This window comes from Pseudomonas sp. LB1P83, assembly GCF_054897885.1.
The window spans coordinates 3,869,622-3,895,256 of the sequence record NZ_CM142709.1 but is presented as its reverse complement, the minus strand read 5'-3'; the positions used below and the strand labels follow the sequence as shown (position 1 = coordinate 3,895,256).

General features: G+C 60.9%; 25 protein-coding genes and 1 pseudogene. 12 read left to right on the top strand and 14 right to left on the bottom strand.

The annotated features are described in order from the left end of the window. Positions 1-47 precede the first annotated feature (47 nt). Positions 48-152, top strand: a pseudogene (locus ACYZTY_RS17970) (hypothetical protein); the annotation flags it as partial. Positions 153-176: 24 nt separating this feature from the next. Here ACYZTY_RS17970 and ACYZTY_RS17965 read toward each other — a convergent pair. Then, complete coding sequence (locus ACYZTY_RS17965; protein ID WP_461959348.1) at positions 177-1,505, bottom strand: type VI secretion system Vgr family protein; 1,329 nt, start codon at positions 1,503-1,505, stop codon at positions 177-179. A gap of 231 nt (positions 1,506-1,736) precedes the next feature. Between ACYZTY_RS17965 and ACYZTY_RS17960 the strand changes: the two genes are divergently transcribed. Continuing rightward, entirely contained in the window at positions 1,737-2,444 is a 708-nt protein-coding gene (locus ACYZTY_RS17960; protein WP_007946909.1) for a YebC/PmpR family DNA-binding transcriptional regulator, read from the top strand. Between the two features lie 127 nt (positions 2,445-2,571). On the opposite strand, the gene ACYZTY_RS17955 is transcribed toward ACYZTY_RS17960, so the two are convergent. Beyond that, the gene (locus ACYZTY_RS17955; protein WP_461954838.1) at positions 2,572-3,876 is read right to left on the bottom strand and encodes a leucine-rich repeat-containing protein kinase family protein; all 1,305 of its coding nucleotides are present in this window, start codon (positions 3,874-3,876) and stop codon (positions 2,572-2,574) included. Between the two features lie 196 nt (positions 3,877-4,072). After that, the gene (gene zapE / locus ACYZTY_RS17950; protein WP_461954837.1) at positions 4,073-5,194 is read right to left on the bottom strand and encodes a cell division protein ZapE; all 1,122 of its coding nucleotides are present in this window, start codon (positions 5,192-5,194) and stop codon (positions 4,073-4,075) included. Positions 5,195-5,477: 283 nt separating this feature from the next. Between zapE and ACYZTY_RS17945 the strand changes: the two genes are divergently transcribed. The 7 genes from ACYZTY_RS17945 (at position 5,478) to ACYZTY_RS17915 (ending at position 11,977) form a co-directional block, all read left to right on the top strand. Beyond that, positions 5,478-5,990 carry a Csu type fimbrial protein gene (locus ACYZTY_RS17945; RefSeq protein WP_461959347.1) on the top strand — a complete coding sequence of 171 codons (513 nt, stop codon included), beginning with the start codon at positions 5,478-5,480 and terminating at the stop codon, positions 5,988-5,990. A gap of 22 nt (positions 5,991-6,012) precedes the next feature. Then, positions 6,013-6,546, top strand: a complete 534-nt coding sequence (locus ACYZTY_RS17940; RefSeq protein WP_461954836.1) for a Csu type fimbrial protein — start codon at positions 6,013-6,015, stop codon at positions 6,544-6,546. Between the two features lie 19 nt (positions 6,547-6,565). After that, complete coding sequence (locus ACYZTY_RS17935; RefSeq protein WP_461954835.1) at positions 6,566-7,102, top strand: Csu type fimbrial protein; 537 nt, start codon at positions 6,566-6,568, stop codon at positions 7,100-7,102. 4 nt (positions 7,103-7,106) lie between these two features. After that, positions 7,107-7,610 (top strand): Csu type fimbrial protein, encoded by a 504-nt coding sequence (locus ACYZTY_RS17930; RefSeq protein WP_461954834.1) that lies wholly within the window; start codon positions 7,107-7,109, stop codon positions 7,608-7,610. A gap of 28 nt (positions 7,611-7,638) precedes the next feature. Next, the gene (locus ACYZTY_RS17925; protein WP_461954833.1) at positions 7,639-8,427 is read left to right on the top strand and encodes a fimbrial biogenesis chaperone; all 789 of its coding nucleotides are present in this window, start codon (positions 7,639-7,641) and stop codon (positions 8,425-8,427) included. Positions 8,428-8,660: 233 nt separating this feature from the next. Continuing rightward, entirely contained in the window at positions 8,661-11,018 is a 2,358-nt protein-coding gene (locus ACYZTY_RS17920) for a fimbria/pilus outer membrane usher protein (protein WP_461954832.1), read from the top strand. Further along, positions 11,015-11,977 carry a Csu type fimbrial protein gene (locus ACYZTY_RS17915; RefSeq protein ID WP_461959346.1) on the top strand — a complete coding sequence of 321 codons (963 nt, stop codon included), beginning with the start codon at positions 11,015-11,017 and terminating at the stop codon, positions 11,975-11,977. Before ACYZTY_RS17920 ends, ACYZTY_RS17915 begins: the two co-directional genes overlap by 4 nt. Before the next feature lie 202 nt (positions 11,978-12,179). On the opposite strand, the gene ACYZTY_RS17910 is transcribed toward ACYZTY_RS17915, so the two are convergent. The 7 genes from ACYZTY_RS17910 to ACYZTY_RS17880 form a co-directional block, all read right to left on the bottom strand. After that, positions 12,180-13,226, bottom strand: a complete 1,047-nt coding sequence (locus ACYZTY_RS17910; RefSeq protein WP_461954831.1) for an ABC transporter substrate-binding protein — start codon at positions 13,224-13,226, stop codon at positions 12,180-12,182. A gap of 18 nt (positions 13,227-13,244) precedes the next feature. Continuing rightward, positions 13,245-14,360 (bottom strand): NAD(P)/FAD-dependent oxidoreductase, encoded by a 1,116-nt coding sequence (locus ACYZTY_RS17905; protein WP_461954830.1) that lies wholly within the window; start codon positions 14,358-14,360, stop codon positions 13,245-13,247. Continuing rightward, on the bottom strand, positions 14,357-15,712 hold the full coding sequence (locus tag ACYZTY_RS17900; protein ID WP_461954829.1) for an FAD/NAD(P)-dependent oxidoreductase: 1,356 nt from the start codon (positions 15,710-15,712) through the stop codon (positions 14,357-14,359). The genes ACYZTY_RS17905 and ACYZTY_RS17900 overlap by 4 nt, the downstream gene beginning before the upstream one ends. A gap of 424 nt (positions 15,713-16,136) precedes the next feature. Next, a complete protein-coding gene (locus ACYZTY_RS17895) occupies positions 16,137-16,427 on the bottom strand; it encodes a (2Fe-2S)-binding protein (protein WP_461954828.1) in 291 nt (96 codons plus the stop codon). A 7-nt stretch (positions 16,428-16,434) separates the two neighbouring features. Beyond that, on the bottom strand, positions 16,435-17,229 hold the full coding sequence (locus ACYZTY_RS17890; protein WP_077749753.1) for an ABC transporter permease: 795 nt from the start codon (positions 17,227-17,229) through the stop codon (positions 16,435-16,437). 6 nt (positions 17,230-17,235) lie between these two features. Next, complete coding sequence (locus ACYZTY_RS17885) at positions 17,236-18,105, bottom strand: ABC transporter permease (RefSeq protein WP_461954827.1); 870 nt, start codon at positions 18,103-18,105, stop codon at positions 17,236-17,238. After that, on the bottom strand, positions 18,102-19,121 hold the full coding sequence (locus ACYZTY_RS17880; protein WP_461954826.1) for an ABC transporter ATP-binding protein: 1,020 nt from the start codon (positions 19,119-19,121) through the stop codon (positions 18,102-18,104). Before ACYZTY_RS17880 ends, ACYZTY_RS17885 begins: the two co-directional genes overlap by 4 nt. Before the next feature lie 243 nt (positions 19,122-19,364). Between ACYZTY_RS17880 and ACYZTY_RS17875 the strand changes: the two genes are divergently transcribed. Further along, complete coding sequence (locus ACYZTY_RS17875; protein ID WP_461954825.1) at positions 19,365-20,201, top strand: IclR family transcriptional regulator; 837 nt, start codon at positions 19,365-19,367, stop codon at positions 20,199-20,201. Positions 20,202-20,337: 136 nt separating this feature from the next. Here ACYZTY_RS17875 and ACYZTY_RS17870 read toward each other — a convergent pair whose 3' ends face one another. Further along, positions 20,338-21,090, bottom strand: a complete 753-nt coding sequence (locus tag ACYZTY_RS17870; RefSeq protein ID WP_461954824.1) for an anti-sigma factor family protein — start codon at positions 21,088-21,090, stop codon at positions 20,338-20,340. Further along, positions 21,087-21,593 (bottom strand): RNA polymerase sigma factor, encoded by a 507-nt coding sequence (locus ACYZTY_RS17865; protein WP_461954823.1) that lies wholly within the window; start codon positions 21,591-21,593, stop codon positions 21,087-21,089. The genes ACYZTY_RS17870 and ACYZTY_RS17865 overlap by 4 nt, the downstream gene beginning before the upstream one ends. A gap of 158 nt (positions 21,594-21,751) precedes the next feature. On the opposite strand from ACYZTY_RS17865, the gene ACYZTY_RS17860 reads away from it, so the two are divergent. Both ACYZTY_RS17860 and ACYZTY_RS17855 read left to right on the top strand, forming a co-directional pair. After that, entirely contained in the window at positions 21,752-22,843 is a 1,092-nt protein-coding gene (locus ACYZTY_RS17860; RefSeq protein ID WP_461954822.1) for a catalase family peroxidase, read from the top strand. Next, positions 22,840-23,385 carry a cytochrome b gene (locus tag ACYZTY_RS17855; RefSeq protein ID WP_461954821.1) on the top strand — a complete coding sequence of 182 codons (546 nt, stop codon included), beginning with the start codon at positions 22,840-22,842 and terminating at the stop codon, positions 23,383-23,385. The genes ACYZTY_RS17860 and ACYZTY_RS17855 overlap by 4 nt, the downstream gene beginning before the upstream one ends. A gap of 148 nt (positions 23,386-23,533) precedes the next feature. Here ACYZTY_RS17855 and ACYZTY_RS17850 read toward each other — a convergent pair whose 3' ends face one another. Then, positions 23,534-24,685, bottom strand: coding sequence for a M14 family metallopeptidase (locus ACYZTY_RS17850; RefSeq protein WP_461954820.1), 1,152 nt, complete (start codon positions 24,683-24,685; stop codon positions 23,534-23,536). 487 nt (positions 24,686-25,172) lie between these two features. Then, positions 25,173-25,511 (bottom strand): DUF6124 family protein, encoded by a 339-nt coding sequence (locus ACYZTY_RS17845; protein ID WP_461954819.1) that lies wholly within the window; start codon positions 25,509-25,511, stop codon positions 25,173-25,175. Positions 25,512-25,635 lie beyond the last annotated feature (124 nt).

The following is a 25,635-nucleotide window of genomic DNA, read 5'->3' as shown; positions in this document are numbered from 1 at the left end:
CAAGGCTCGTCGCCACCACCCGCCGCGAACGCTGTTCGCACAAGCACAACGCGATCTGCCGCAAGGAGCGCGCAGAGCATTCACGGTACCGGCCAAGGCATCTGGACGTGCATCTAGCCAGGTTCTCGGCCGCCTCAGACAAGGCTGACAAGGCTGACAAGGCTGACAAGGGCGGATCAGTCCTGACGGTTGACCAGCCAATCCAGCAACAGACGGCCATCGCCGCGTGGCTGGCGAGCGATTCGAGGCGCTGGCGGGTTGCTCGCCGCAGCACACAGCACCGGGCGATCCGGGTCGCTGTCGAGAAAACTGATCAGCACTTCGGTGCCGCCGAGCGGCAGCCAGGATGGATCGATCAGCCCGTCCGGCGCGGCGAGGGCCACGGGTAGCCAGAGGCCGGTGGATTGATCCTTATCGGCCTGCGCAGTGGGCCACAACCGTACTTCTATCCGCCCTTGTGCATCCAGCACCGCCGGCTGCCCGAGCGGGCCCAGCACTCGCGCCGTCTGATAACCCGGAATACTGGGTCTGGCCTGCGTGAGCGCGGGCCGGAACACCGTGGACCACGGAATGGCGCTGAACTGATTGCTGTAACGCCGGGTCATGTCGAAGGTGTCCTCGGCAAGAATCGACGGCTGTTGGCCCTGATGCCGAATCTCGGTCAGCAGCCACTGATCGTTGAAGTTCGGGATCGGATGTTCCGACACTTGCACGATGCATCCACTGCGCACATCACTGTGATTGCTTTGCCCTTGTATCTGCCGGTGCCGGCAGCGCAGGCGTTCGAGTGATCGACGACTCGATTGCTCACGCTCGAGCTGTTGCGGCGCAGGCGATGCGGTGATCGGAGGCGTGGCGTGACGCTGGAATAATTCACTGATCACCGGCGCGTCGCTGCGATGGGGGGACTCGTCGTAAAACGGCATCAGCAGCGGTTCCTGGGGGAAGCTCAGGCTGTCATCCGCCAGCACCAGCACGTGGCCGTCGCGCTGATGTTCGAAGTGATAGTGGATGCCTTCTTCTTCGCAGAGCCGTTGGAGGAACGCCAGGTCGGTCTCGTCAAACTGAATGCAGAACGGTCGCACCGGGTAGCGCCCGTTTGGCAGTTCAAAACGGACGCTGTCTTCGGGGATCGCGTTTTCTGCGAGCAGCTGACGCAGGATGGCGGGCACGCCGAGTTGATGAAAGACCCGACGGCAAGGGTGCCGGTCCAGGTGTAGAAGCCAGGGCACCAATACCAAGTGGTAGCCGACTCGGAGCGGGCCACGATACTCGCGACTGGCGCTGTGCAGGATGCCATGAATGCCGGTCTCATCCCCCAGGCTCAGGAACGCCGGTTGCTGCAGCAACTGCTCGAGGTTCATGGCCGGTGCCAGGCCGATCACTTCGATCTCGAAACAATAGGGCTGGTTGAGACTTTCCCGGCCACTGAACTGCAACACCTGCAGACTCAAACCACTGTCCAGGAGGGTCAAGGTGTAGGGACTTTCCTTGTCGTTGTGCATCGAACGCGCTTCTGCCATGGAATATGGGCGCAGAGGGTACGGAACCACAGCCCTTCATAGTCACCGCAAATCGACGTTTCAGAATCGCCCTACAAGCGCTGGTGAAGATGTCGATTGGTCATGCCGGTCAACCGGGTGGAATTTTTGGTCGATTGCCAACTTTAGGCCGTATAAACTTGCGCAAAGCGTCGGCCAATAGATGTCTCGGCGCCACAGATAAGAGAGTGAGTAATGGGCGCACAGTGGAAGGTTAAACACAAAGAAGCGGCATCTAACGCCAAGGGCAAGATCTTCGGCAAACTGGTAAAAGAAATCACCATTGCTGCGCGTAACGGTGCCGATACTGCCACCAACGCACACCTGCGCCTGGTGGTCGAGCAGGCCAAGAAAGCCTCGATGCCCAAGGAAACCCTGGACCGCGCGATCAAGAAAGGCGCGGGCCTGTTGGGCGAAACCGTGCAGTACCATCGCGTGACCTACGAAGGCTTCGCTCCGCATCAGGTGCCGCTGATCGTTGAATGCGTGACCGACAACATCAACCGCACCGTCGCTGAAATCCGCGTGGCATTCCGCAAGGGCCAATTGGGCGCTTCCGGTTCGGTGGCGTGGGACTTCAACCATGTGGGCATGATCGAAGCGTCCCCGGACAGCCCTGACGCCGATCCGGAAATGGCCGCGATTGAAGCCGGTGCCCAGGATTTCGAGCCAGGTGAAGAAGAGGGCACGACCCTGTTCCTGACCGAGCCTGCGGACCTGGACGCCGTTCAGAAGGCGCTGCCTGAGCAAGGTTTTACCGTGTTGTCGGCCAAGCTGGGTTATCAGCCGAAAAACCCGGTGACCGGTTTGAGTGACGAGCAGATGGCTGAAGTCGAGGCGTTCCTGGAAGGCCTCGATAACCATGATGATGTGCAGGATATGTTTGTAGGTTTGGCCGGTTAAGCCTCTTTGCGATGACTTGTGGCGAGGGAGCTTGCTCCCGCTCGGGTGCGCAGCAGCCGTCGCTTTGGGGACGGCTCCGCCATCCAGCGGGAGCAAGCTCCCTCGCCACAGGTTTTGTATTTAGCTGTCAGTACGCGGCTAACTCCCGAACAATCTCACTGAACCCCGGCCGCGCCAGCACATCCGGCTGACAGCAACACCGTTCCAGTTCCTCCAGCTGCAAGCGCCTTTCATCGCTCAACCCCGAGTCGATCCGCTCCAGCAATTCCCCCAACAAAACCCCAAACGCCCGCACTTCGATCCGTTGCAGCGCACGGCTTTCAAGGCTGTCAGACGTCGCATGGAAAGATGCCGCGCCAAAATCTCCCAACAGGCAATCACCGTGCTCGTTCCACAAAATATTGTGGCCGTAGAGATCACCATGGGTGATGCCTTGGCGGTGCAAATGCTCGGCCACCGAGGCGATGCCGCGAGCCATGCACAGCGCCACATCGGCACTGAAACGGGTGTCATCGGCATAAACGTCGCGGGTACAGGACGCCAGGCTCGGCAATCCGGCCAGATTACGGTAACTCGGGTCGATCAGTTGCATCACCAGCCCGGCCTGCTGTTCAGGATGCCCGACGATCCGGCCTTCGACCCGGATCAGATTGGGATGAATGCCGGCGGTGATGCAGGCGTTCATTTCGTGCAACGGTGAACCATCGCTGGTCATTTCGCCTTTGTAGAGTTTGACCGCAACCTGAGTCGCCAGTCGTTCCCACCGCGCCCGATGAATCACCCCCGAAGCGCCTTCGCCCAGTTGTTGCTCCAGGCGCAGCTCGGCCCACGCAATACTCGCCGTGGCATCGAGTGCCGCCGCATCGGCTTCGGTTTCCAGCGGGTTACCAGCGTAGGCCAGCCAGGTCAGGCTCGGCAGGGTCAGCAGCCACTCGGGCAGTTCGGTCAGTTGATTGGCGGCGATGCGCATCAGTTCGAGTCGATGGCAATGGCGCAGGCTCTCGGGCAGGCGCTGCAGTCGGTTGCCGGCGAGCATGAGTTTTTGCAGGTGCGGGCGTTGACCCAGCTCGGCGGGCAGTTCACGCAGGCGGTTATCGGTCAGGATCAGCCAGCGCAACAACGGAGGCAGTGCAGCGGCGGGGACCGTTTCGATGGCATTGGCCTTGAAGCCGATCATCGTCAACGCGGCGCATTGACCGAGGCTCGCGGGCAGTTCGGTGAACAGGTTGTCCGAGCAAAACAGCACGCGCAAACGGGTCAGGCGATGCAGGTCATCCGGCAGGCTGCTCAAGGCGTTGCCGCTGAGGTTGAGCACTTCCAGCGAGTCCGCCAGGTCGAAGACTTCTCGCGGAAATTCGGTCAGGCCGCAGGCCAGATCCAGACGGGTGATGCCCGACAATTGGCCGGCGCGCAGTTGGGCGAGGGTATCCATAAACGGGTTCGCTATTGATCGAGTGGAGGGCGCGGGGGCCTGGAAATGGGCGACATGATAGCGGGAAAGGTATGTTGCCTGTGAGGCCGCCTTCGCGAGCAGGCTCGCTCCTACAGTTGACCGAGTTGCCCGGGCGGACGCGAACTAATGTGGGAGCGAGCCTGCTCGCGATGAGGCCGGTGCTGCAACACAAAAACTACGGCTCCCTGACCTCGACCAACTGCCCCAACCGACTACGCGTGCGCGCAAGGTCAATCGCATCGCCACCCAAACTTTCGCGCAACGACTGCCCACCGAGCAACGTCAGGTGCTTGTCCTGATCGTACAAAACGTCGATCAAATTAATGAAACGCTGCTGCGCCGCCATCGAACAATCGGCAAGGTCGGGCAGTTCGTCGATGATCCAGTAATCGAAACGCCGGCACAGCTCCAGGTAATCCATGACCGCCGTGGGGTGTTCGCACAGATCGCCAAAGGTAAAACCGATGGTGCGTTCTTCACAGCGTCGCGCTTGAAGGTGCCGTGCGCCGACCGGCAGTTGCAGGGGCGGTGCGCCGCGTTCGGGCAGGTCCAGCGCCTGACGTTGCGCCACGGTGCCCGGCCAGACGTAGCGGCCATGGGTAAATACCTGATGCGCATGCGTTCTCATCTGGCTGCGATAGTCATGGGGCCCGCCAACCTCCATGACCTGCATGCGCGCATGGATCAAGTCGATCACCGGTTTGAAGCGCGCGTGATAGAGCGGGTTGGGCAATAAACCTTCGGGCGGATAATTGGAGGTCACCAGCAACAGAATGCCCCGTTGGAACAACGCCTTGAACAGCTGCGTGATGAGCATCGCATCGCCGATGTCATGGACGTGAAATTCGTCGAAACACAACACACGGCAGTCGCTGAGCAACTCATCGAGGGTGACGACCAGCGCATCGGGCTGATCACGGTGAGTGAACATGCCCTGGTGCAGTCGGGCAAAGAACTGATGAAAGTGCAGGCGCTGTTTTTCCGCGATAGGGATGGCCTGGAAAAATCCGTCGAGCAGCCAGCTCTTGCCGCGACCGACCGCACCATGCAAGTAAAGGCCGGGGAGTGCTTTTGCCGAATTACCGAGCAGTGCCGTGGCGTGTTGCGCCATGCAATCGATCACGCGCTGTTGGCTGTGGCTGAGGGTGTAACCCTGAGCGTGAGCGTGGTGACGAAAGTAATCATGGATCACTCGACCGGACGCACTGGCGGGTGCAGCCGATGCCTTGCCGAACAAGCGGCGAAGCGTCGGCCAGCGCGGTGTGAGTCGCGAACGGTTGGGCGGTCGAACGGCCACTGTGATGTCATCCCGTAATCGTCAGGCAGGCTTCCCGAGCTGCGGCGGCGTAGTGTAACCAAAGGGTGAATTTACCTTCCAGTGATGTCGACCCTATCTCGACAGGACTCTGCGGTTTGTAGAGATTTTCAGGCCGTTATATCAGTGTTTTTCAGCCAAATCCTGGTAAAAAACGCCCGTTGAACGGATTCATCGACGCTGAGCGGCTGGCGAAATTCCGTTGCGTAGCTACCCTGATGTCTAGTCGCCACCACACGCAAGGAATGGGGCCGTGAATGGAATTATGGTATTGGCAGTCACAGGTGTGACGCTCAGCGCGCAGGTATTGGCAGCAGAACTTCAGGTTGACGTACGCGTCGACGTACAGCGCGGCTGTCAGTTGGTCGGGCAACAACGTCAGGCAGGGATCGAGCAACTGGGCGTGCTCGACTTCGGCAGTACCGCACGGCTGGATGACCCGGCCGGACCGCTGGGCGCGGCGCTGATGAATGAGCGACTGCCAAGGCTCGAATGCAACCCCGACACCCCTTATCAATTCCGCGTTGACGGCGGCCAACACGGTGGCGTCGGTGAAGTGCGTTACATGGCGGATTCCGCCGGCAGCAAGCCCATCCCTTATAGGCTCTACCAGGACCCTGCGCGGTTGATCCCGCTGGCGGTGAATGTGCCGGTGAGTGGCCGAGTACCGGATTCCGGTTCAGTGGATTTGCCCCTGTATGCGCGTATCGAACGGCTGGCGGAGATTCCCCGTGCCAGCCGCTATTCAGATGTGCTGAAAGTGACGGTCACCTGGTAGTGAGGAGCGGGGGGTTGGCGCCATGACAAGCAGGCACTGGAGGGTTATCGCCGTGAGCACACTGGTTCTGCTGGCCGAAAACGCGCAAGCGGCGGTCAGCGGGCAGATACATGCGCGGCTGACCATTACCGCCGGTTGTGAAGTCACCAATGATGCCGCCCCTGGCACTCTGGCCAGCGATTTCGGCACGCTTGATTTCGGCCAGCAAGGCCCGACCTGGAATCGCCCGATCAACGCCAGCCTGGATGGCGGCGGCAACGGTAGGCTGAACGTCGTCTGCAACCCTTCGGTCACCGGGTTCACCGTCACCATCGATGGCGGTGCCCATGGCGACGGCACGACCCGACGCCTGAGCAACGGCAGTCAGACCATCCCTTATCAATTGTTCCTCGATGCTTCCGCAAATCAGCGCTACAGCATCGGCCAACAACACAATTTCGCTGTCACCAGCGGGGCCCGGATACCGATCCCGGTATTTGGCTCGGTGGTGGCGAATACCCGTGCGTTACCGCGCGGTGTCTATACCGACACCCTGACGGTGACGCTGGATTGGTAACCTGTAGAGGACGGACACCATGCACGTGCTTGCATCAAGGATAGGTTTGTCATTGCTCGGCCTGACGCTGGCGTCCAGTGCCCATGCCGCCACCACGGTCACCGGCCAGATCACGTCCAGTCTGATTCTGATCAGCAGCTGTCAGGTCAACGGTGCCGGCGGTTCCAGCGGCCTGAACTTCGGTGCGTTGAATTTCGGCACCGAAAACAGCCTGTTCACCACCGCCAATGCGCAAGTGCTGGGTGGTGGTGGCGGGGCGTTGTCGATTCTGTGTTCCAGCGGCACCACGCCGGCCGTGAAGGTCCGGGCGGGTGCCCATGACGGCTTGTCTGCCGGCGGCACCCGAGCCCTGGCAGACGGCAGCGGCAACTATGTGCCGTATGACCTGTACACCGACGTCGGGCATTCGCAGATTCTGGCCATCGACGGGGTGATCAACCTCACAACCAGCACCGGTGTGGCGCAAACCGTGAACCTCTACGGTAAAGCCGTGGGCAAGGCCGGGCTACCGGCCGGCACCTACACCGACACCGTTGCCGTCGAACTGACGTTCTAGAACGATGACACCAAAGCACGGCTATGCGGCGCTGTTCCTGCTGTGTGCGGGGAGCATGCCGTTGCCGCTGGCGGCGGTGACCAGCCAGAGTTTTCAGGTCAGCGCCACGGTTACCGCCGGGTGCCTGGTGGTGGGCGGCGTATCGAATTACGGCAGCCTCGACTTTGGCAGCCAGTCAGCCTTGGCCACCAGCACGGTGCAAGTGGCGTTGAGCGCCGGGGTGCAGTTGCAATGCACACCGGGGGTGACGATGAACATGAGTGTCGATGGCGGCCAGCACAACAGCGGCGGGCGGCATATGCAGCTCACCACCGGCAGCAATCAGGTGGCGTACCAGCTGTTTCGCGATGCGGCGTTTAGCCAGAGCCTGGGGATCGGCCAGAGTGTCGCCGTGGCCTACACCGATGCCAATAACATCAGCCTGCCGATCTATGGACGGGTGCAATTACCGGGCGATCAGCCTGGGGGGACGTACAGCGATGTGCTGCAAGTGCAGCTGTCGTGGTAATGCGTCGTTTTGAATAAGGAGCAGGCTTATGAGTTCACCTTCGCTGCGGCATTCGATCATGCGTTGTGCGGTGTTGGCGATGTTGTCGCTGGGGACGGTTGAGGCGCAGGCCGCCAGTTCGGTGCTGATCTGGCCGATCGACCCGGTGCTGGAGGCCGATCAACAGGCCAGTGCCTTGTGGCTGGAAAACCGTGGCAATGAGACCGCCAATCTGCAGATCCGGGTGTTTGCCTGGAGCCAGAGCGGCTTCAACGATCAGTATCAGAATCAGCGCGATGTAATCGGCAGTCCGCCCGTGGCGAAGATTGAGCCCGGTCAGAAACAACTCGTGCGCCTGACCCGCACCCGGGAGATTCCACCGGGGCAGGAACTGGCTTACCGCATCATCATCGATGAAATTCCCTCGGCTAAAACCCCCGCTTCCGACGACGGCAAGACCGCTGCGGCGATTCGTTTTCAGATGCGTTATTCGGTGCCGTTGTTCGCCTATGGCGCCGGTCTCTGGAGCAAGGAAGACACCACCCGAAAACGTGATCCCAAAGGCGTCGGCTTGCCGGATCTGAGCTGGCGCACGGTGGCGGTGGACGGTCGGCCCTATGTCGAAGTGCGCAATCAGGGCGCGGTGCATGCGCGGCTGACCGATGTGGCGCTCAAGCAAGGCAGCCAGACCCAACCGCTGGTGGAAGGCCTATTGGGTTACGTGCTGCCTGGCGCAATCATGCGCTGGCCGGCACCGGGACCGATGGCCGCCAATCCGGCGTTGCAGGTACGGGTCAATGGTGCGCCGCAGGTTCAGAGCATTACCCCAACACGTTAATCACAACCCCTGTAGCAGCTGCCGAACTGTGGCGAGGGGATTTATCCCCGTTCGGCTGCGAAGCAGTCGTAAATCTGAACACACGGTCTATCTGGCACACCGAGTTGTCTGATTTCACGACGACTTCGTCGCCGAACGGGGATAAATCCCCTCGCCACAGTTCGCCAGTTGCTACGGGGATTGTGTGAGTTGTGACAAAGAGGAGTCTGTCCATAGACGGACCTAATGCGCGAATGAGCCAAGGCCTGGCTCGCAGTTTCCAGCGGCCGTTGTGGGCAGTGAGCTGCGCGTACTGGCTGGTGTTCGCCCCTCAAACAGGGGCCGGTGATCTGCCGCCACCGCCCAGCGGCATGGAGGCTGTGGCCGATGCACAGTTGTTTCTGGAATTGGTGGTCAATCAAATGAATACCGGACGAGTCGTGGCGGTGGAGCAGAGGGGCGGGCGGCTCTTTCTGCCGGCCAGCGCGATGCGCGACACCGGCATCAAGCTGCCCGAAAATACCGGCGCCGAAATCGACCTCGACAGCGTCCCGGGCCTGCATAGCGAGTACGACAGTGGCGCTCAACGATTGCTGCTGGAGGTGCCGCCAGACTGGCTGCCGGAGCAGTTCGTCGGCAACCGCCAAGCCTATCCGCGAACCCCGGCCCTGAGCAGTTTCGGTGCCTTGCTCAACTACGACCTGTACCTCAACGACACCGATGACGCCGGCACTTACCTCGCGGCATGGAACGAAGTGCGGCTGTTCGACAGCTGGGGCACGCTGTCCAACACAGGGCAATACCGCCGCACATTGTCGGGGGAGGCGGTGAGTACGCTGAGTAATGGTTACCTGCGCTACGACACCACCTGGCGTTACTCCGATGACGAGCGATTGCTGACTTATGAGGCCGGCGACCTGGTCAGCGGCGCGCTACCGTGGAGCAGTTCTGTGCGCCTGGGCGGGGTGCAAGTGTCCCGTGACTTCGGCGTGCGCCCGGATCTGGTGACCTATCCCTTGCCGCAGTTCGCCGGCGAAGCGGCCGTGCCGTCCTCGGTGGACCTGTTCATCAACGGCTACAAATCCAGCAGCGCCGAGCTGCAACCCGGTCCTTACACACTGACCAACATCCCGTTCATCAACGGCGCCGGTGAAGCGGTCGTGGTGACGACGGATGCGCTGGGCCGCCAAGTCTCGACCACAGTACCGTTCTACGTCACCAGCAGCTTGCTGCAAAAAGGCTTGAGTGATTTTTCCGTGGCGGCGGGCACCTTGCGCCGAGACTACGGCCTCCGCGATTTCAGCTACGGCCCCGGTGTCACGTCCGGTAGCCTGCGTTACGGTTTGAGCGATAACCTCACCCTGGAAAGCCATGCCGAAGCCTCGGATTCCCTGAGCCTCGGTGGCGTGGGCGGCAACCTGCGACTGGGCAATTTCGGGGTGCTCAACACCGCGCTCAGCCAAAGCCGCTTCGACGGCGAAAGCGGTCAGCAGTTGAGCCTCGGCTATCAGTACAGCAGCCAGCGCTACAGCTTCTCCTGGCAACGCCTGCAACGTCGCGATCAGTACGCCGACCTGACCGTGGTCGACAGCCCTTACACCACCCTGAGCACACGCAGCGAACAAGCGACCCTGAGCCTCAACCTCGACACGTGGGGCAGCCTCGGCGTCGGTTATTTTGACGTGCGTGCGGCGGATGATTCGCGCACCCGGCTGCTCAACCTGACCTGGAGCAAGCCCTTGTGGCGCAACACCAGTTTCTACTTATCGGCCAACCGCGAAATCGGTGACAGCAACTGGTCGGTGCAGGCGCAACTGGTGATCCCGTTCGATCTGCGCGGCAGCCTGGCCATCAGCAGCGAGCGCAGCAAGACCGGGCAACACCAGCAGCGGGTCAACTACAGTCGCGCGGTGCCCAGCGAAGGCGGGGTGGGTTTCAACCTCGGTTACGCCCATGGCGATGGCCCGGATTATCGGCAGGCTGACCTGACCTGGCGCCTGCAATCGGTGCAGTTGCAGGCGGGTGTCTATGGCAACAGCGACGCCGAAACCCGTTGGGCCGACGCCAGTGGCTCGCTGGTCTGGATGGACCGTCAGGTATTCGCGGCCAACCGTATCGACGATGCTTTTGTGGTGGTCAGCACTGAGGGTTATGCGGGCATTCCCGTGCGCTACGAAAACCAGCAGGTGGGTCAGACGGATCGCAACGGTCACTTGCTGGTGCCCTGGAGCAGCGCCTACTACCGTGGCAAATACGAGATCGATCCGCTGAATTTACCGGCCAATGTACGCAGTCCTAATGTAGAGCAGCGGATCGCGGTACGTCGGGGCAGCGGTTATCTGCTGGAGTTTCCACTCACCAAGGTGATCGCTGCGAGCATCGTGCTGGTGGATGCGCAGCAACAGGAATTGCCCTTGGGCAGCAACGTTGTGCACGAGCAGAGCGGCGCACAAACCGTGGTCGGCTGGGACGGCCTGGTGTACCTGGAAAACCTCCAAAAGCACAACAGCTTGCGAGTGGACCTGGCGGATGGAAAGACCTGCCAGGTGCAGTTCGCCGTGGACTTGAATCAGGATCAGGTCCCGCTGATCGGGCCGTTGGTGTGCCAATGAAATGGCTGGTGTTGTTGGCGCTATGGATGCCGGGGTGCGCCTGGGCGCTGTGCTCCGTGGTCAGCACCACAGCGGCGGCCTTCGGTTCGCAGAGTTCGATTGCGGTGCGCACCACGGCTCAAACCAGCTCCACCCCCAATGCGGGGTTGAGTTGCACCGGTTCACTGTTGTCTTTGCTGACCAACAATGACCACTTCTACGCCACCGTCTCGTCGCCTCAATCCGGCTTGCTCGGGCCGACCGGGGACGTTATCGGCTATACGTTGTATGCCGACAACAGCACCAGCTATCCGATCACCCGTGGCGTGGCTTTCGATTTCGCCCGCAATGGCATCATCGATGCGCTCGGCCTGCTGGGCAGTGTGATACCGAAAACCGCGCCCGTTTATTTGCGAACGACCATCGGCAGCAACGTGGCGGCGGGCGTCTACAGCGAGACCCTGAGTATTTTCTGGAACTGGAATTATTGCGCGGGCATCGGTGCCGGCGCCATCTGCCTGGGGCGCGACATCGGCAGTGGCACTGCGACGGTAACCGTCAATATGACCGTGGCCAACGACTGCACCATCACCGCGCCGAACATCAGTTTTGGCAGTGCGCCGGTGGTCAGCGGATTCACTGCAGTCACCGGCCAGACCATCAACCTGGCCTGCACCAAGGGCAGCGCCTACACCGTAGGGCTGGACGACGGCCAGCATGCGGCCGGTATTGGTGGGCGCCGACGGATGATCTCTGGGGCCAATTACCTGGCCTACGATATCTTCAAAAGTGCCGGTACCACCCGCTGGGGCAGTGTCGGCAGTGCGCGTCGGGCCAGCTCAGACGCGGAGGTGAACCCTGGCAATGGCTTGGGGACGGGCAGCCAGGTGTTTAACTACAACGCAAAAATCTACACCGACCAGACCACACCGCCGGCCGGGACTTATCTGGACAGCGTGATCCTTGATGTGGGGTTCTAACTAAGCACTCCGACCTGTAGCAGCTGCCGAGCCTGCGAGGCTGCGTTCGGCTGCGCAGCAGTCGTAAAATCAGGCAACCGGTTCTTTCAGGAAAACCGCGTAAACCGTGTTTACGACTGCTTCGCAGCCGAACGCAGCCTCGCAGGCTCGGCAGCTGCTACAGGGGGCGCGTTTCAGCCGAGCGTTATGGGGTGTGGATCGGCTACCGCTCGATACTGCGATTCCACCGTGCATTCCACGCCGGGCGCTGTTCGTTGACCTGATCCCAGTCAATCGCAATCGCGGTGGTCAGATACTGCTTCATCGCCTCGACCTGGCCGCGCGTCTTGTCGGTGGTCGGCGTGTTCGGGTTGGACGGGATCTGGTCGCCGTCCTCAAGTGCGGCGGCCTGGGCTTCAGGTGTCAGTAAAAACGCAGCGAGTTTCTGCGCCAGTTCCGGCTGGGTGTTGTTGGCGATGGTGCACTCGGCCACGTTGAGCACCACGGAGCCTTCCTTGGGCTGCGCATATTCCACCGGCATGCCTTTGAGTTTCAGCGCGGTGACTTGGGTCGGGGTCAGCGGAAACAGCGCCGCTTCATCGGTCTGGAGCATTTCGGAAATCTTCGCCGAGCTTGGAATGTACTCCAACACGTTGCGTCCGACGGTGTTCGGCCAGGCCTTGAAACCCGGCTCGACGTCGGTTTCGCTGCCGCCCTGAATCCGGTTGAACATCAGGAAGCCATGCAGGCCGAAAGTCGAGGAGGCCATCGACTGGAACACCAGTTTGTCCTTGAAGCGCGGGTCGGCCATGTCCATCCACGAGGTCGGCGCGGCCCAGCCTTTTTCCTTGAACAGCCGCGTGTTGTACGCCAGCCCGGTCACGCCAAGGCTGACCGCCACCGCTTGATCCTTGATGCGGCCCTTGGCCGGAATCTGCGCCAGCGGTGCGCTGTCTTCGAGTTTGTCGCACAACCCCATGGCGATGGCGCGGTACATGATGCCGTCGTCGAGGAACATCACGTGCATCTGCGGGTTGCCTTTGCTGGCCTGGACCTTGGCCAGGATATCGGCGGAAGTCCCCGGCACGATCACCACTTTGACGTTGTTGGCTTTCTCGAAAACCGGCAGCACCTTGTCGGCGTAGAGCCGCTCCATGGTCCCGCCGTTCATGCCCAGGTATAGCGTCGGTTCAGCCTGTGCCTGGGTGGCGGCGAGCAGGGCGCCCAAGCAGGAGAAACCGAGCAGTGCAGTGCGTTTGACGTTATTCATTGGCGCGACCTTCCTCTATCAAGCAACGGAGATGGAGTGAAACCGGGTGATGGAAAACGCATCCAGTGGCGTCTTTGAGGCGCCGCTGCAGATGATTTCGGTGAGCGCCTGGCCCACCGCCGGACCAATCTGGAAACCCGCGCCGGCAAAGCCGAATGCGTGCAACAGACCGGGCTGAGTGCTGCTATGACCGATTACCGGTTGGCGATCAGGCAGATAACCTTCGGTGCCGCTCCAGGTACGAATGGCCTGGGCGCCTTCAAGAAACGGGTAGAGCTCGACGGCCTGGCGCAGGATCTCGATCACCGCGTGTTGGCCGGGGCGGGCGCGCGCGTCATCGAGGGCGAAACCCTGACCGCCGCCCAATACACAATTGCCGCGCGCAACCTGGCGTGCATAGATGCCACCGCCCTCGACCCCGGTGCTGGCGTTCATCACCAGCGGCAACGGCTCGGTGACCAGCATCGCCGGATGGCCCGCGTGCATGGGCACCGCTTCGCCAAATTGCGCGGCCAGGTTTCCGGCCCAGGCCCCGGCGCAGTTCAGCAGCCAGGGCGCGTGCAATTCGAGGCCGGTTTGAGTGCTGACACGAAAGCGCTGACCGTCGTGTTCCACTGCGGTCACGGCACATTGTTCATGGACCTGCGCGCCATGCCGACGGGCTGTTTGAGCGAAGGCGGGGGACACCAGGCGCGGGTTGGCGTGGCCGTCGTCCGGGCAAAACGATGCGCCCGCCGCGACGTCGCCGACCCACGGAAAACGCGTGCGCAATTCACGCCGATCGAGCACCTGCAAATCGAGGCCAAAACCCTGACTGCTGACGGCATAGTGCTGCAAGGCGTGCAGATCGCTGAGGCTGCGGGCCAGTTTCAGGTGACCGCTGCGCTGATATTCGCCATCGATGCCGATCAGTTGCGGCAGCTGTCCCCAGATCTCGTGGGCCCGTTGCGACAACGGTAACTGCGACAGTGGACGGCCCTGACGCCGCACGCCGCCGTAGTTCACGCCGCTGGAATGCGAGCCGCAAAAGTCTCGCTCAAGCAGCGCAACACGCCGTCCGGCCTTGCTTAGAAACAGTGCGGCCGAGGCCCCGACGATACCACCGCCAATGATCACCGCATCGACTTCGATCATGGCTCGACCTCCAGGCCAAACGGCAGCGGTTTGATCGGCGCCTGCGCCCGCAATCGACCGATTTGCGACACCGGGCGCCGGCTTTCGCAGGCAATGATTTCCGCCGCTGCGGCGCCGCACATCCGCCCCTGACAGCGGCCCATGCCAATGCGGCAGTGCGCCTTGACCCGATTGATTTCCCAGTGACCTTCACGCACCACCTGGCGGATGTCGCCGGCGCGCACTTCTTCGCAGCGGCAGACGATTACGTCATCGGCAGTTTCGCTGGCCCAGTGCTCGGGGAATGCGAAGGCGCGCTCCAGTCCGTTACGGAATTCGCCGATGCGTTGCAGTGAGTGTTCGAGGCTGTCAGGGTGTTGCGCTGGAATCAGGTAACCGATGTCTTCGAGCATCGCCAACGCCGCGCGTTCGCCTGCCATTTCAGCGGCGTCGGCGCCCATGATGCCGGCACCGTCACCGGCCAGATAAACCTCGGCGACACTGCTGCGACCGGCTTGGTCACGTTGAGGCAGCCAGGCGCGGTTGAGTGGGTTCCAGGCGAATTCACAGCCGAGCAGATCGGCGAGTTGGGTTTCACTGCGCAGGCCATGGGCGAAGGCAACGGCGTCGCAATCGAGTGGCTGTTCACCTTTGGCGTTGGACCACTCCAGCGAGTGCACGCGTTGTTCGCCATTCACGCGTTTCAGGGTTGCGCCCTGATGCACCGGGATGCCGTGGACGGTCAGCCAGCTGCGGTAATAGAGGCCTTTGGCGAGCGTGGACGGTTGCGACAGCAGGCCGGGGAGGGCGCGGGCCTGAGCGCTGAAGGGCGAGCTGTCGAGCACCGCGACCACCTTCGCGCCCGCCTTGGCGTATTGATACGCCACCAGGTACAGCAACGGGCCGCTGCCGGCGAACACCACGCGTTCACCGATGGCGCAGCCCTGGAATTTGAGCGCGATCTGCGCCGCACCGAGGCTGTAGACGCCTGGCAACGTCCAGCCCGACACCGGCAGAATCCGGTCAGTGGCACCTGTGGCGACGATCACGCGGGAGAATTCCAGTCGCGCGGCACGGCCCTCATGCAAGGTGTCCAGCGCACCGTCTTCGGCGTTCCACACCAGCGTCTCTGGACGGTAGTCGAGTTGTTCGCGCAGTGCGTCGATCGTCTGATGCAGCGCACTGGCCTTACTTGCTTCGAAGCCATACAGCTTGACCGCCGAGCGCTTGAAATTCGCCGGCTGACGCCGATAAATCTGCCCGCCACCGCGCGCTGCTTCATCCAGCAGCACAGGACGAACCCCATGCGCCACCAACGTCTGCGCCGCACGAATCCCCGCCGGACCTGCGCCGATAATGACCACAGCCTTCATACCCACCTCATCCGTGACCACCGCAGAACCCCTGTGGGAGCGAGCTTGCTCGCGATGACGGTTGCACATCCAACATGGGTGGTAGCTGACAGATTGCTATCGCGAGCAGGCTCACTCCTACATTGGATAGGGGTTGTCCTCAAGTTTTGTGACCGCCACAGAACCCCTGTGGGAGTGAGCCTGCTCGCGATGGCGGCCGCACATTCAACATGAGTGGTGACTGACAGATTGCTATCGCGAGCAGGCTCACTCCTACATTGGATAGGGGTTGTCTTCAAGTTTTGTGACCGCCACAGAACCCCTGTGGGAGTGAGCCTGCTCGCGATGGCGGCGGCACATTCAACATGGGTGGTGACTGACAGATTGCTATCGCGAGCAGGCTCGCTCCCACAGGGGATTTCGGTTCTGCGGGTGGGAAATGTGTTCATAGGGTGCGCCCCGGTTCGCGGCTGATTTTTTGGCCGGCTTCAAGCAGTGTCGAGCAGGCGCGTACGCGGCGGCCATCGCCCAGGCGAACCCAGCAGTCCTGGCAGGCACCCATCAGGCAGAAGCCGGCGCGGGGTTCGGCGCTGAAGTCGCTGCCGCGCAGGTGTTCGCTGCAGGTCAGCACCGCGGTCAGCAGCGTGTCACCGAGCAGGCCGCTGGCCGGTTCACCGTCCAGGGTAAAGTCCAAGGCCGGGCGGTCGCCTTCGGCCAGTCGTTTCAGCAGAGCCATGGCGCCCTCATTGTTTACCCACCAGCACCCGATCCAGGCCATACACCCGATCGAGCAGAATCATGGTCAGCGCGGTCAGCCCGATCACCAGTGCCGACACCGCCGCCATCATCGGGTCGATGGATTCGGTGGCGTACACGTACATGCGCACCGGCAGGGTTTGTGTGGCCGGCGAGGTGACGAAGATCGACAGCGTGACCTCGTCAAAACTGTTGATGAACGCCAGCAGCCAGCCACCGGCGACCCCCGGCAGAATCATCGGCAAGGTGATTTCCCGGAACAGCGTGAAGCGCCCGGCACCCAACGATTGCGCGGCATGCTCGGCACTGCGATCCAGGCCAATGGCCGACGCCAGCACCAACCGCAACACATACGGTGTGATCACCAGCACATGGGCGAAGATCAGCCACGCGAAGCTGCCGTTGACGCCCATCAGCGCAAACAACCGCAGTAACGCGACGCCGAGTACCAGGTGCGGAATGATGATCGGCGACAGAAACAGACCGTTGAGAAAGTCCCGTCCAGGGAACTCGAAACGCGTGATCGCCAGCGCTGCCGGCACCGCAATCAGCGTGGCAATACTGGCCGCGCAGAACGCAAGAATCAGGCTGTTGTAGAACGCATCGACAAAGTCGGCACGCTCGAACACCGCGCGAAACCAGCGCAGGGAAAACTCGGTAGTTGGCAGGCTCAGGGTGTTTTCCGGGGTGAAGGCCACGAGGCACACCACCACCAGCGGCGCGAGCATGAACAGCACCACCAGGGCATGGAACAGCAGGGCGAAAGGACCGTTCTTGGACATGACGAGTTATCCCAATGACTTCTTGTAGCGGCCTTCGATCATCCGGTTCCACGACAGCATGATCAGCAGGTTGAGCAACAGCAGTGCGACCGCGATGGCCGCGCCCATCGGCCAGTTGAGCTCCGACAGGTACTGGTCGTAGATCAGCGTCGCGACCATTTTCAGGCGACGCCCGCCGAGCAGACCGGGAATGGCGAACGAGCTGGCCGCGAGGCCGAACACAATCAACGTGCCTGACAGCACACCGGGCATGATCTGGGGCAACACCACCTGGCGCATGACGGTGAAGTGACTGGCGCCCAGCGACAGCGCGGCCTGTTCGGCGGCGGGGTCGAGTTTCTGCAGCGATGTCCAGACCGGAATGATCATGAACGGCAGCATCACGTGGACCAGCGCGATCACCACTGCGAACGGCGTGTACAGCAACTTCATCGGCGAGCCACCGAAGGCTTGCAGGGTCTGATTGACCAGCCCGTCAGCACCGAGCAGCAGGCTCCAGCCGAAGGCGCGCACCACCACCGAAATCAGCAGCGGTGTGAGGATCAGAATCAGGAAAATCGAGCGCCAGGGCGCGCCCATGCGGCTGAGAATGTATGCCTCGGGCACGCCGATCACCACGCAGAGCAGGGTGGTCAGGGCGCTGATCCACATCGTGCGCAGGAAGATTTCATAGAAGTACGGGTCACCCAGCAAGCTGCTGTAGTGGTCGAGGGTGAAGGCGTCGCCGTTGATCCCCGAGCTGTAGTCGAAGACGTTGAACGATAGCACCAAGGTCAGCAGCAGCGGGATGATCAGCAGCCCGAGGTACAACGCCAGGGCGGGTGCCGACAGCCAATATCCCTGGCGTCCCTGGCGAATGGCGGCCAGCGTATTCATGCCGGCACCTCATCGACACTCAACACCCGCAGCAACGTCGCTTCCCAATCGAGGCCGACCGCCGTGCCTTCGGTCAAGGGCGCCGAACCGTCGTTGCGGCGCACCACGCTGAGTTCGCCCAAGGGGGTCGAAACGCCGTACAACCATTGGCTGCCGAGGAAGAACCGGCTGACGATTTTGCCTTGCAGACGGCCCTGGCCTTTGTCCCGCAGATCGATTTTTTCTGGACGCAGGCTCAGAGTGAGTTCTCCGCCACTGCGCACCTGAACCACGCCCGCTCCATCACGCTCACCCGGCAGCAGATTGGCTTTGCCGACGAAACCGGAAATGAACTCGGTGCGCGGGTGTTCGTAAAGGGTGTAGGGCGCGTCGATCTGAGTGATGCGCCCGGCCTGCATCACCACCACGCGGTCGCTGATGGACAGCGCTTCGGACTGGTCGTGGGTGACCATCAGCGTGGTGATCCCGACTTCACGCTGGATGCGGCGAATTTCGAACTGCATCTCTTCGCGCAGGTTGGCGTCGAGGTTGGACAGCGGCTCATCGAGCAGCAGTACGGGCGGCTCGATCACCAGGGCCCGGGCGAGTGCGACACGCTGGCGCTGGCCACCGGAGAGTTCTCGCGGGTAGCGCTCGGCGTGCTGATTCAGACGCACCAGTTTCAGCACCCGATCGACCCGTTTTTGCAACTCGGCGGCGGGCACTTTGCGCATCCGCAGGCCGAAGGCGACGTTGTCTTTGACGGTCATGTGCGGGAACAGCGCGTAACTCTGAAACACCACACCCAAGCCGCGACTGGCGGGTTTGGCGTGGGTGATGTCGCGACCGTCCAGCAGGATGCGTCCGCTGCTGACTTCAACGAAGCCGGCGATCATTTGCAGGGTGGTGGTTTTGCCGCATCCGGACGGGCCTAGCAGGGACACGAACTCACCTTTCTCGACCGAGAGGTGGGTGGCGACGACGGCATCAATCTCACCATAACGTTTGCCGAGTCCTTCAAGTTGCACAAAAGCCATAACTGCGCTCCACCTGAGATTGTTATGCGTCACCCGAAGGCGCGCTTTTTTGTATGGGCAGATACGAAAGATGTTGCTGGGTGCGTTGGCGCTCGACTTCAGTCGGCTGCCGCTGTTGTTCGAATCGCCCCTGTCTGGACGCAGAGTAGGACGAAGACTAGGATGGGCTCAATGGCCTATTTCACTGAAGCGATGACTATTTTCAGTTTCATTCAGTGAGTAAATTTATTGTCGAGAAATCACATGCCTGATTCCATTGAGCGGAATGAAAACAAAAATGAAGTCGGTGTCGGGGCTGTCTCCAGATTGTTTGCGGTGTTGCGCAGCCTGGGCGACACGGTCGAGGGCGGGGAGCGTGTGACACAACTGGCGCAGCGCATCGGTCTGTCGCAACCGACCACGCACCGCTTGCTACGCAGCTTGATGGACGAAGGCATGGTCGAGCAGGACGCTCGCAGTAAACGCTATCGCCTGAGCCTGGAATTTTTCGCGCTGGCGGCGCGCGCCGGCAACACCGGAAATCTGCGCGAACTGGTGCGGCCGTCGTTGTTGCGGCTGTCGGCCTCGTTGGGGGATTCGTTGTTTTTACTGGCGCGCAGCGGGTTTGATGCGATCTGCCTGGACCGCAGTGAAGGGCCGTTTCCGATTCGCACCTTTACCGGCGATATCGGCGGGCGGGTGGCGCTGGGTGTGGGGCAGGGCAGCCTGGCGATTCTGGCGTTTCTGCCGGAAGAGGAGCGCGATACGGTGATCCATTACAACCTGCCGCGGCTCAAGGATTTTCACCTGTACGACGAGGTGTTCCTGCGCTCGGAAGTCGAGAATGTGCGCACGCTGGGGTATGCCGGGCGTAACACTGGCGTGCTGCAAGGCATGGCCGGTGTGGCGGTGCCGATTCTGGATCGTGAAGGACGGGCCGTGGCGGCGTTGAGCGTGGCCACGGTGAGTGATCGCCTGGGGCCGGATCGTTTGCCGACGGTGGTGGACATGCTCAAGCGCGAAGCAGCGCTGATTGGGCCGCGGATTAATCCGTTCGATCCGCTGCTGCGCCGGCCTTCGCAAGTATTCGGGCAGGGCTAAACACACTCTCCAATAAGCGTCGCCCCCCCTGTAGGAGTGAGCCTGCTCGCGATAGCGGACTGTCAGGCAACCTCTTTGCTGACTGACAGTCCGCTATCGCGAGCAGGCTCACTCCTACAGGGGGATTGTGGTGTGGTTAGAACTGGGTGGTCTGCTTGAGCATCTGCGCCGCCGGCGTATCGCTCGGGCTGACCATCGCATAGTTGTAGCCGGCACCGGACCAATACTCGGCCTGCAACTCGCCATCGCTGCGACTGCCGCGGGGCAGCAGGTTGTTTTTCGGCCCTGGCGGTCGCACGTAGAAGCTGATCTTGTGCCCGCCCTGGTCCTCGTAAACCACCATCGCCGCCGGCCCTTGCTCGGTGCTGAGCAAACGGCCGCTGACCGGTTTGTAACCTGAACTCGCCAGGTCCGGCAGACGGTTGGCGTGGCTGAAATAACGGTCGAGCCAGCCCTGCATATCGCCATCGTCGCTGACCTTGTAGTCGGCCGGCAGGATGCCTTGCTGGGCGATCAAGCGGTAAGCCTGCATCGCATCGGTCATCGGTGGTGACGCGCTGACGAGGGTCATTTCCCGCGCCTGCCAACCGCTCAATCCACCCACGCTGACCGCAATCAACAGCACCGCAGCGCTGGCCAGATGACGGCGGGACTGGCGTTTGAGGCGTTGGCGAATCAGCGTCGGGTCGAGGTCCGGGTTGGCCGTATAGTGCAACGCGCCGCTCATGGCCGCGCGCAGTTGTTGGGCGTCCTGCTGCCAGTCGCGTACTTGCGCGGCGGTTTCAGGATTGCTGGCCAGGTAAGTCTCGACCAGGCGTCGGTCGGCGTCATTGAGTTGATGATCGACGTAGGCGTGCAGGTCGCGTTCGCTCGGGGGAATGCTGATCATTTGAGTATCCGCAGAGAAGGGCTGGTGATTTCGCCGTCGCTGAGTTGGCGCAAGGCCTGACGGGCGCGGGACAGGCGGGACATCACGGTGCCAGTGGGGACGTCGAGAATCTCGGCGACCTCTTTATAACTCAAACCTTCCACCGACACCCAGAGCAGCAGCGCGCGCTGTTCAGTGGTGAGCCGGTCGAAGGCTTGCAGGGTTGATTGGGCAATCACGGTGCGTTCAACCGACGGCTGAGCATCGTCGCGGCCGGTAAAGAATTCGAGCATCCGCGCATAACGCCGTGAGCGTCGGTGAGCGTCGAGAAACTGTCGATAAAGTATCGAAAACAACCAGGCGCGCAAGTCGCCTTCGGGGCGTTTGTCGCCCCAACTGGAGAGGGCTCGCTCCAGGCTCGACTGCACCAGATCGTCCGCGCTGCTGGGATTGCGTGTCAACGACACGGCAAATCGCCGCAATCTGGGAATGATTTCTCTGAGTTGTTCGTCGATATCGTTCATGAAGTTCTGACTAGTCACTACGCTTGGGACTAGGAAGACGCCCGGCACTTGAGGTTATTCCACGCCTGAAGAAATAAATACCGGGCGATGGAATAAAGCGTTGTGGCGTACGTCTGCTTGATTCTTCTCACTTGTGGCCGATGGCCCTGGAGTCATTCATGGTAGATCGTTCATCACCGCCCACCCGGCCACCGCTGAGTACCGCAAGCCTGACATTGCGCCTGGCCGGCATCGCTGTGGTGGTTGCTGCGTTGGCCGGGGCTTTTGCCTACGTCAACGGCACCTTTGACCCACAGCGTCTGACGCCGAAAAAACTGATCAACGTGCTGGAAACCAACAATGGCGTGCACCCGGGGTTCCGGCGTAATCACTCCAAAGGGGTGTGCGTGATCGGGCATTTCGAGAGCAGCGGCGAGGCGCGCACTTATTCCAGTGCGCAGGTGTTCAATGAGGCGCAGACACCGGTGGTGGGGCGTTTCGCGTTACCCGCGGGCAATCCTTATGCGCCTGACAGCAGCGTGCCGATCCGCAGCATGGCGCTGCGTTTCACTCAGGCTAACGGCCAGCAATGGCGCACCGGGATGAACAGCATGCCGGTGTTCCCCGTGGGCACGCCGGAAGCGTTCTATCAATTGCAGCAGGCTCAGTCGCCGGACCCGGCCACGGGTAAACCGAATCCTGCTGCGGTTCCGGCGTTTTTTGGTGCTCATCCGGAAGCAGCGCCGTTTCTGGCCTGGATCAAGACGGCCAAGCCGTCGGCCAGTTACGCGACGGAGACGTACAACAGCGTCAACGCGTTTTATCTGGTCAATGCGTCCGGTCAGCGGCAAGCGGTGCGCTGGAGCATGACGCCGATTGCACAGGATGCTGCCGGTGCCACGGCGCCTGAAGGGGCTGACTTCCTGGAAAAAGACCTGGTTCAGCGTATATCCGCCGGGCCGCTGCGTTGGCAGTTGAACATCACTCTGGCGAACCCCGGTGACCCGGTCAACGACGCCAGCAAAGCCTGGCCTGACGGCCGCAAAGTAGTCAACGCCGGCACCTTGGTGCTTGAACGCACTCAACCGCAACTCGATGGCGAGTGCCGCGACATCAACTACGACCCGCTCGTATTGCCGGCCGGTATCGAAGGTTCCGACGACCCATTGCTTGCCGCACGTTCAGCAGGTTACGCCAGTTCCTACCTGCGCCGCACCAGTGAAGTCAGCCAGTTGCCTGCCGCCAACGCTAAACAGGAGGTTCAACAATGAGCGCTCAACCGAACCATTTCGCGCCGTTGGCGCGGCTGCTGCATTGGCTGATGGCGCTGATGATCATTGCGATGCTGTTTATCGGCGCGGGGATGGTGGCCTCGGTGTCCGAGCGGCATGAGTGGCTGATCCATCTGCACAAACCGTTGGGCGTTGCTATTTTGCTGCTGGTGATCGTGCGTCTGGTCGTACGCTTTTCCACTCAACAACCCCCATTGCCGGCGGATTTGCCCGGTTGGCAGGCGCTGGCGGCGAAGGCCTCGCATGTCTTGCTGTACGCCTTGATGTTGATTTTGCCGCTGCTGGGTTGGGCGATGATTTCGGCGGCGGGGGACCCGGTGATGCTCAGCAATTCGATTCAGTTGCCGTCGATCCTGCCGGCCAATGCGCAGATGTTTGCGTTTTTGCGCAAGGCTCATGGGTATCTGGCGTATTTGCTGTTTCTGACCGTGCTGCTGCATCTGGCGGCAGCGTTGTTTCACGGTTGGGTGCGGCGCGATGATGTGCTGGACAGCATGTTGCGAGGGAAGGATCGCGGCTGATCTTCTGTAGCAGCTGGCGCAGCCTGCGTTCGGCTGCGCAGCAGTCGTAAATCAAACACCGCGGTCTTTCATATCAACCGAGGTGTCCGAATTACGACTGCTTCGCAGCCGAACGCAGCCTTCGGCAGCTGCTACAGGGGGCGCTTTATCAGCGCAGGGTATCGATCATATCGGCAACGGTCGTCAGCACGTCCTTGCCCAATTGCTTCGAGCGTTTGCCCGACCAACCGGTCAGTGCGTTGGGCGCGTCGTTGTTGTCCTTGAAGGGCATCTCCAGGGTCAGCGACAGGCAGTCGTATTTCTGACCGACACTGTTGCAGGCCAGCGTCATGTTGGCTTTGCCCGGTTCGTCGCGGGTGTAACCGTGCTTGGTCTGGAAGTCCTTGGTCAGGTGTTTCAGATGGCTGCGGAAATGCTCTTCGAGTTTTTCGATCCGCGGCGTATAGCCCGGGTTGCCTTCGCAACCGGCGGTGAACACGTAGGGGATTTCTTCATCGCCGTGGATGTCGAGAAACAAGTCGACGCCGTACGCTTCCATTTGCTGCTGAACGAACAGCACTTCCGGGCTGACTTCCTGGCTGGCGCTCTGCCAGGCGCGGTTAAGGTCCTGACCCATGGCGTTGGTGCGCAGGTGACCGTGGAAGGCGCCGTCCGGGTTCATGTTCGGCACCAGGTACAGGTCGGCGCTGGCCAGCAGTTTGTTCAGTACCGGGTCGTCGTGCTTTTCCAGGCGTTCGATCACGCCTTCCATGAACCACTCGGCCATGTGTTCGCCGGGGTGCTGCTGGGCAATCATCCAGACCTTGCGCTGACTTTCGGCGCCGGTGCCTTTACGCAGCAACTGGATGTCACGGCCTTCGGCGCTTTTGCCGGTGGCCAGCAATTGAGTCCCGGCCTTGGTCAGCGCCTGCTCGATCAACCAGTCGTGACGGCCACGGCTGTAGGGCTCGAAATACGCAAACCAGGCGTGAGTGGCGGTGGCTTCAAGGCTGAAACGCAGGCAGTCGCCTTCGAAGATGGTCGGTACGCGGAACCAGTTGACGTGGTCGTAGGACGCCACTGCCTGATAACCGTCCCAGGCCTTGTTGTATGAAGACTTGCTGGCATTGTTCAGACGAAACCAGTGCTCCTGACCGACGTGCAGACCGCTGGCCTTGAAGTGGAACCATTGGAAATGCTGGCTGCGGGTGTCTGGTTTGATGGCCAGCAGCGCTTGAAGCGGATTGCTGATGTCCAGCACTTCAATGTTGCCGCTGTCAAAATTTGCGCTGATGTCGAAAGAGGATTTAGCCACGGTCATAGTCGATTCCTGAATATGATTTTATGGCTGCTACTTTACACGCTGGGAAGGGAAAAACCGGGGGAAATTGCGGGGTGAAAGTGGGGGCGTCCTCCTTGACGCAGACGCAGCTTAGAGACTGTGCAATTGATTCTCAAGTGCTATTTTTCATTAGTTTGGGCCAATGATGCCGGGCTTCTCTTGCCAATCGATATTCTTTTGATATCATCCGCGCCAATCGAATTCGCAACACCCGAAGACTTCATTAGCCTGAAGCCAAAGCCAGAATAACTGGCAAAAAAAAGACCCGGCAAAAAGCCGGGTCAAAAACCGTGATTAGCCTGATGAGGAGATAGTCCAGGAGACCGACCTAAGGTCTCTTGGTCCATCGACTGATCTCGCGACCAGCTGCATGCAATAATAATCATTCTCGTTTGCAAGTCAAATGATTTTATCTGCGCGATTGGAAAATTCTTTCCTTTCCTCCCCTCCAAAAAGCACGTCCGACTCAGACGCTCTGTCCCTGTAAAGAACGATCAATCATCGCCTTTGCCATGTCGATCATATGCACCGTCGAAAAGGCCAGGTCCCGACTCGCGCCGTGCAGGTTGCTGGCCGACTCGTAGGCAGTCGCTGCGGCACAACGCAACAGGTCCGACGCATGCACCAGCGCCTCTTCACCGCTGACGGCAGGGTTTACATCAAAAAATCGCTCCTCGACCACCGCCTCTGACACAGTTGGTTTCAAGTAATAGTCCAAGGCTTTTTGCGCGGCGGCGTTGCCTTTGGGCGAGGTGAGGGTGGTGTCCATTTGCATATCCGACAGGTCATTGCTGGGTAACGTCATGGCGAGGGCAAACTCCGTGATAGATTCAGATCCGTGAACCAATCCTAGTACGAACTGTATTTGTGACGAGAATTTAAATACTACAATTTGTGTTTTGTTGCTCGGAGAACGCCACGTATCGTGC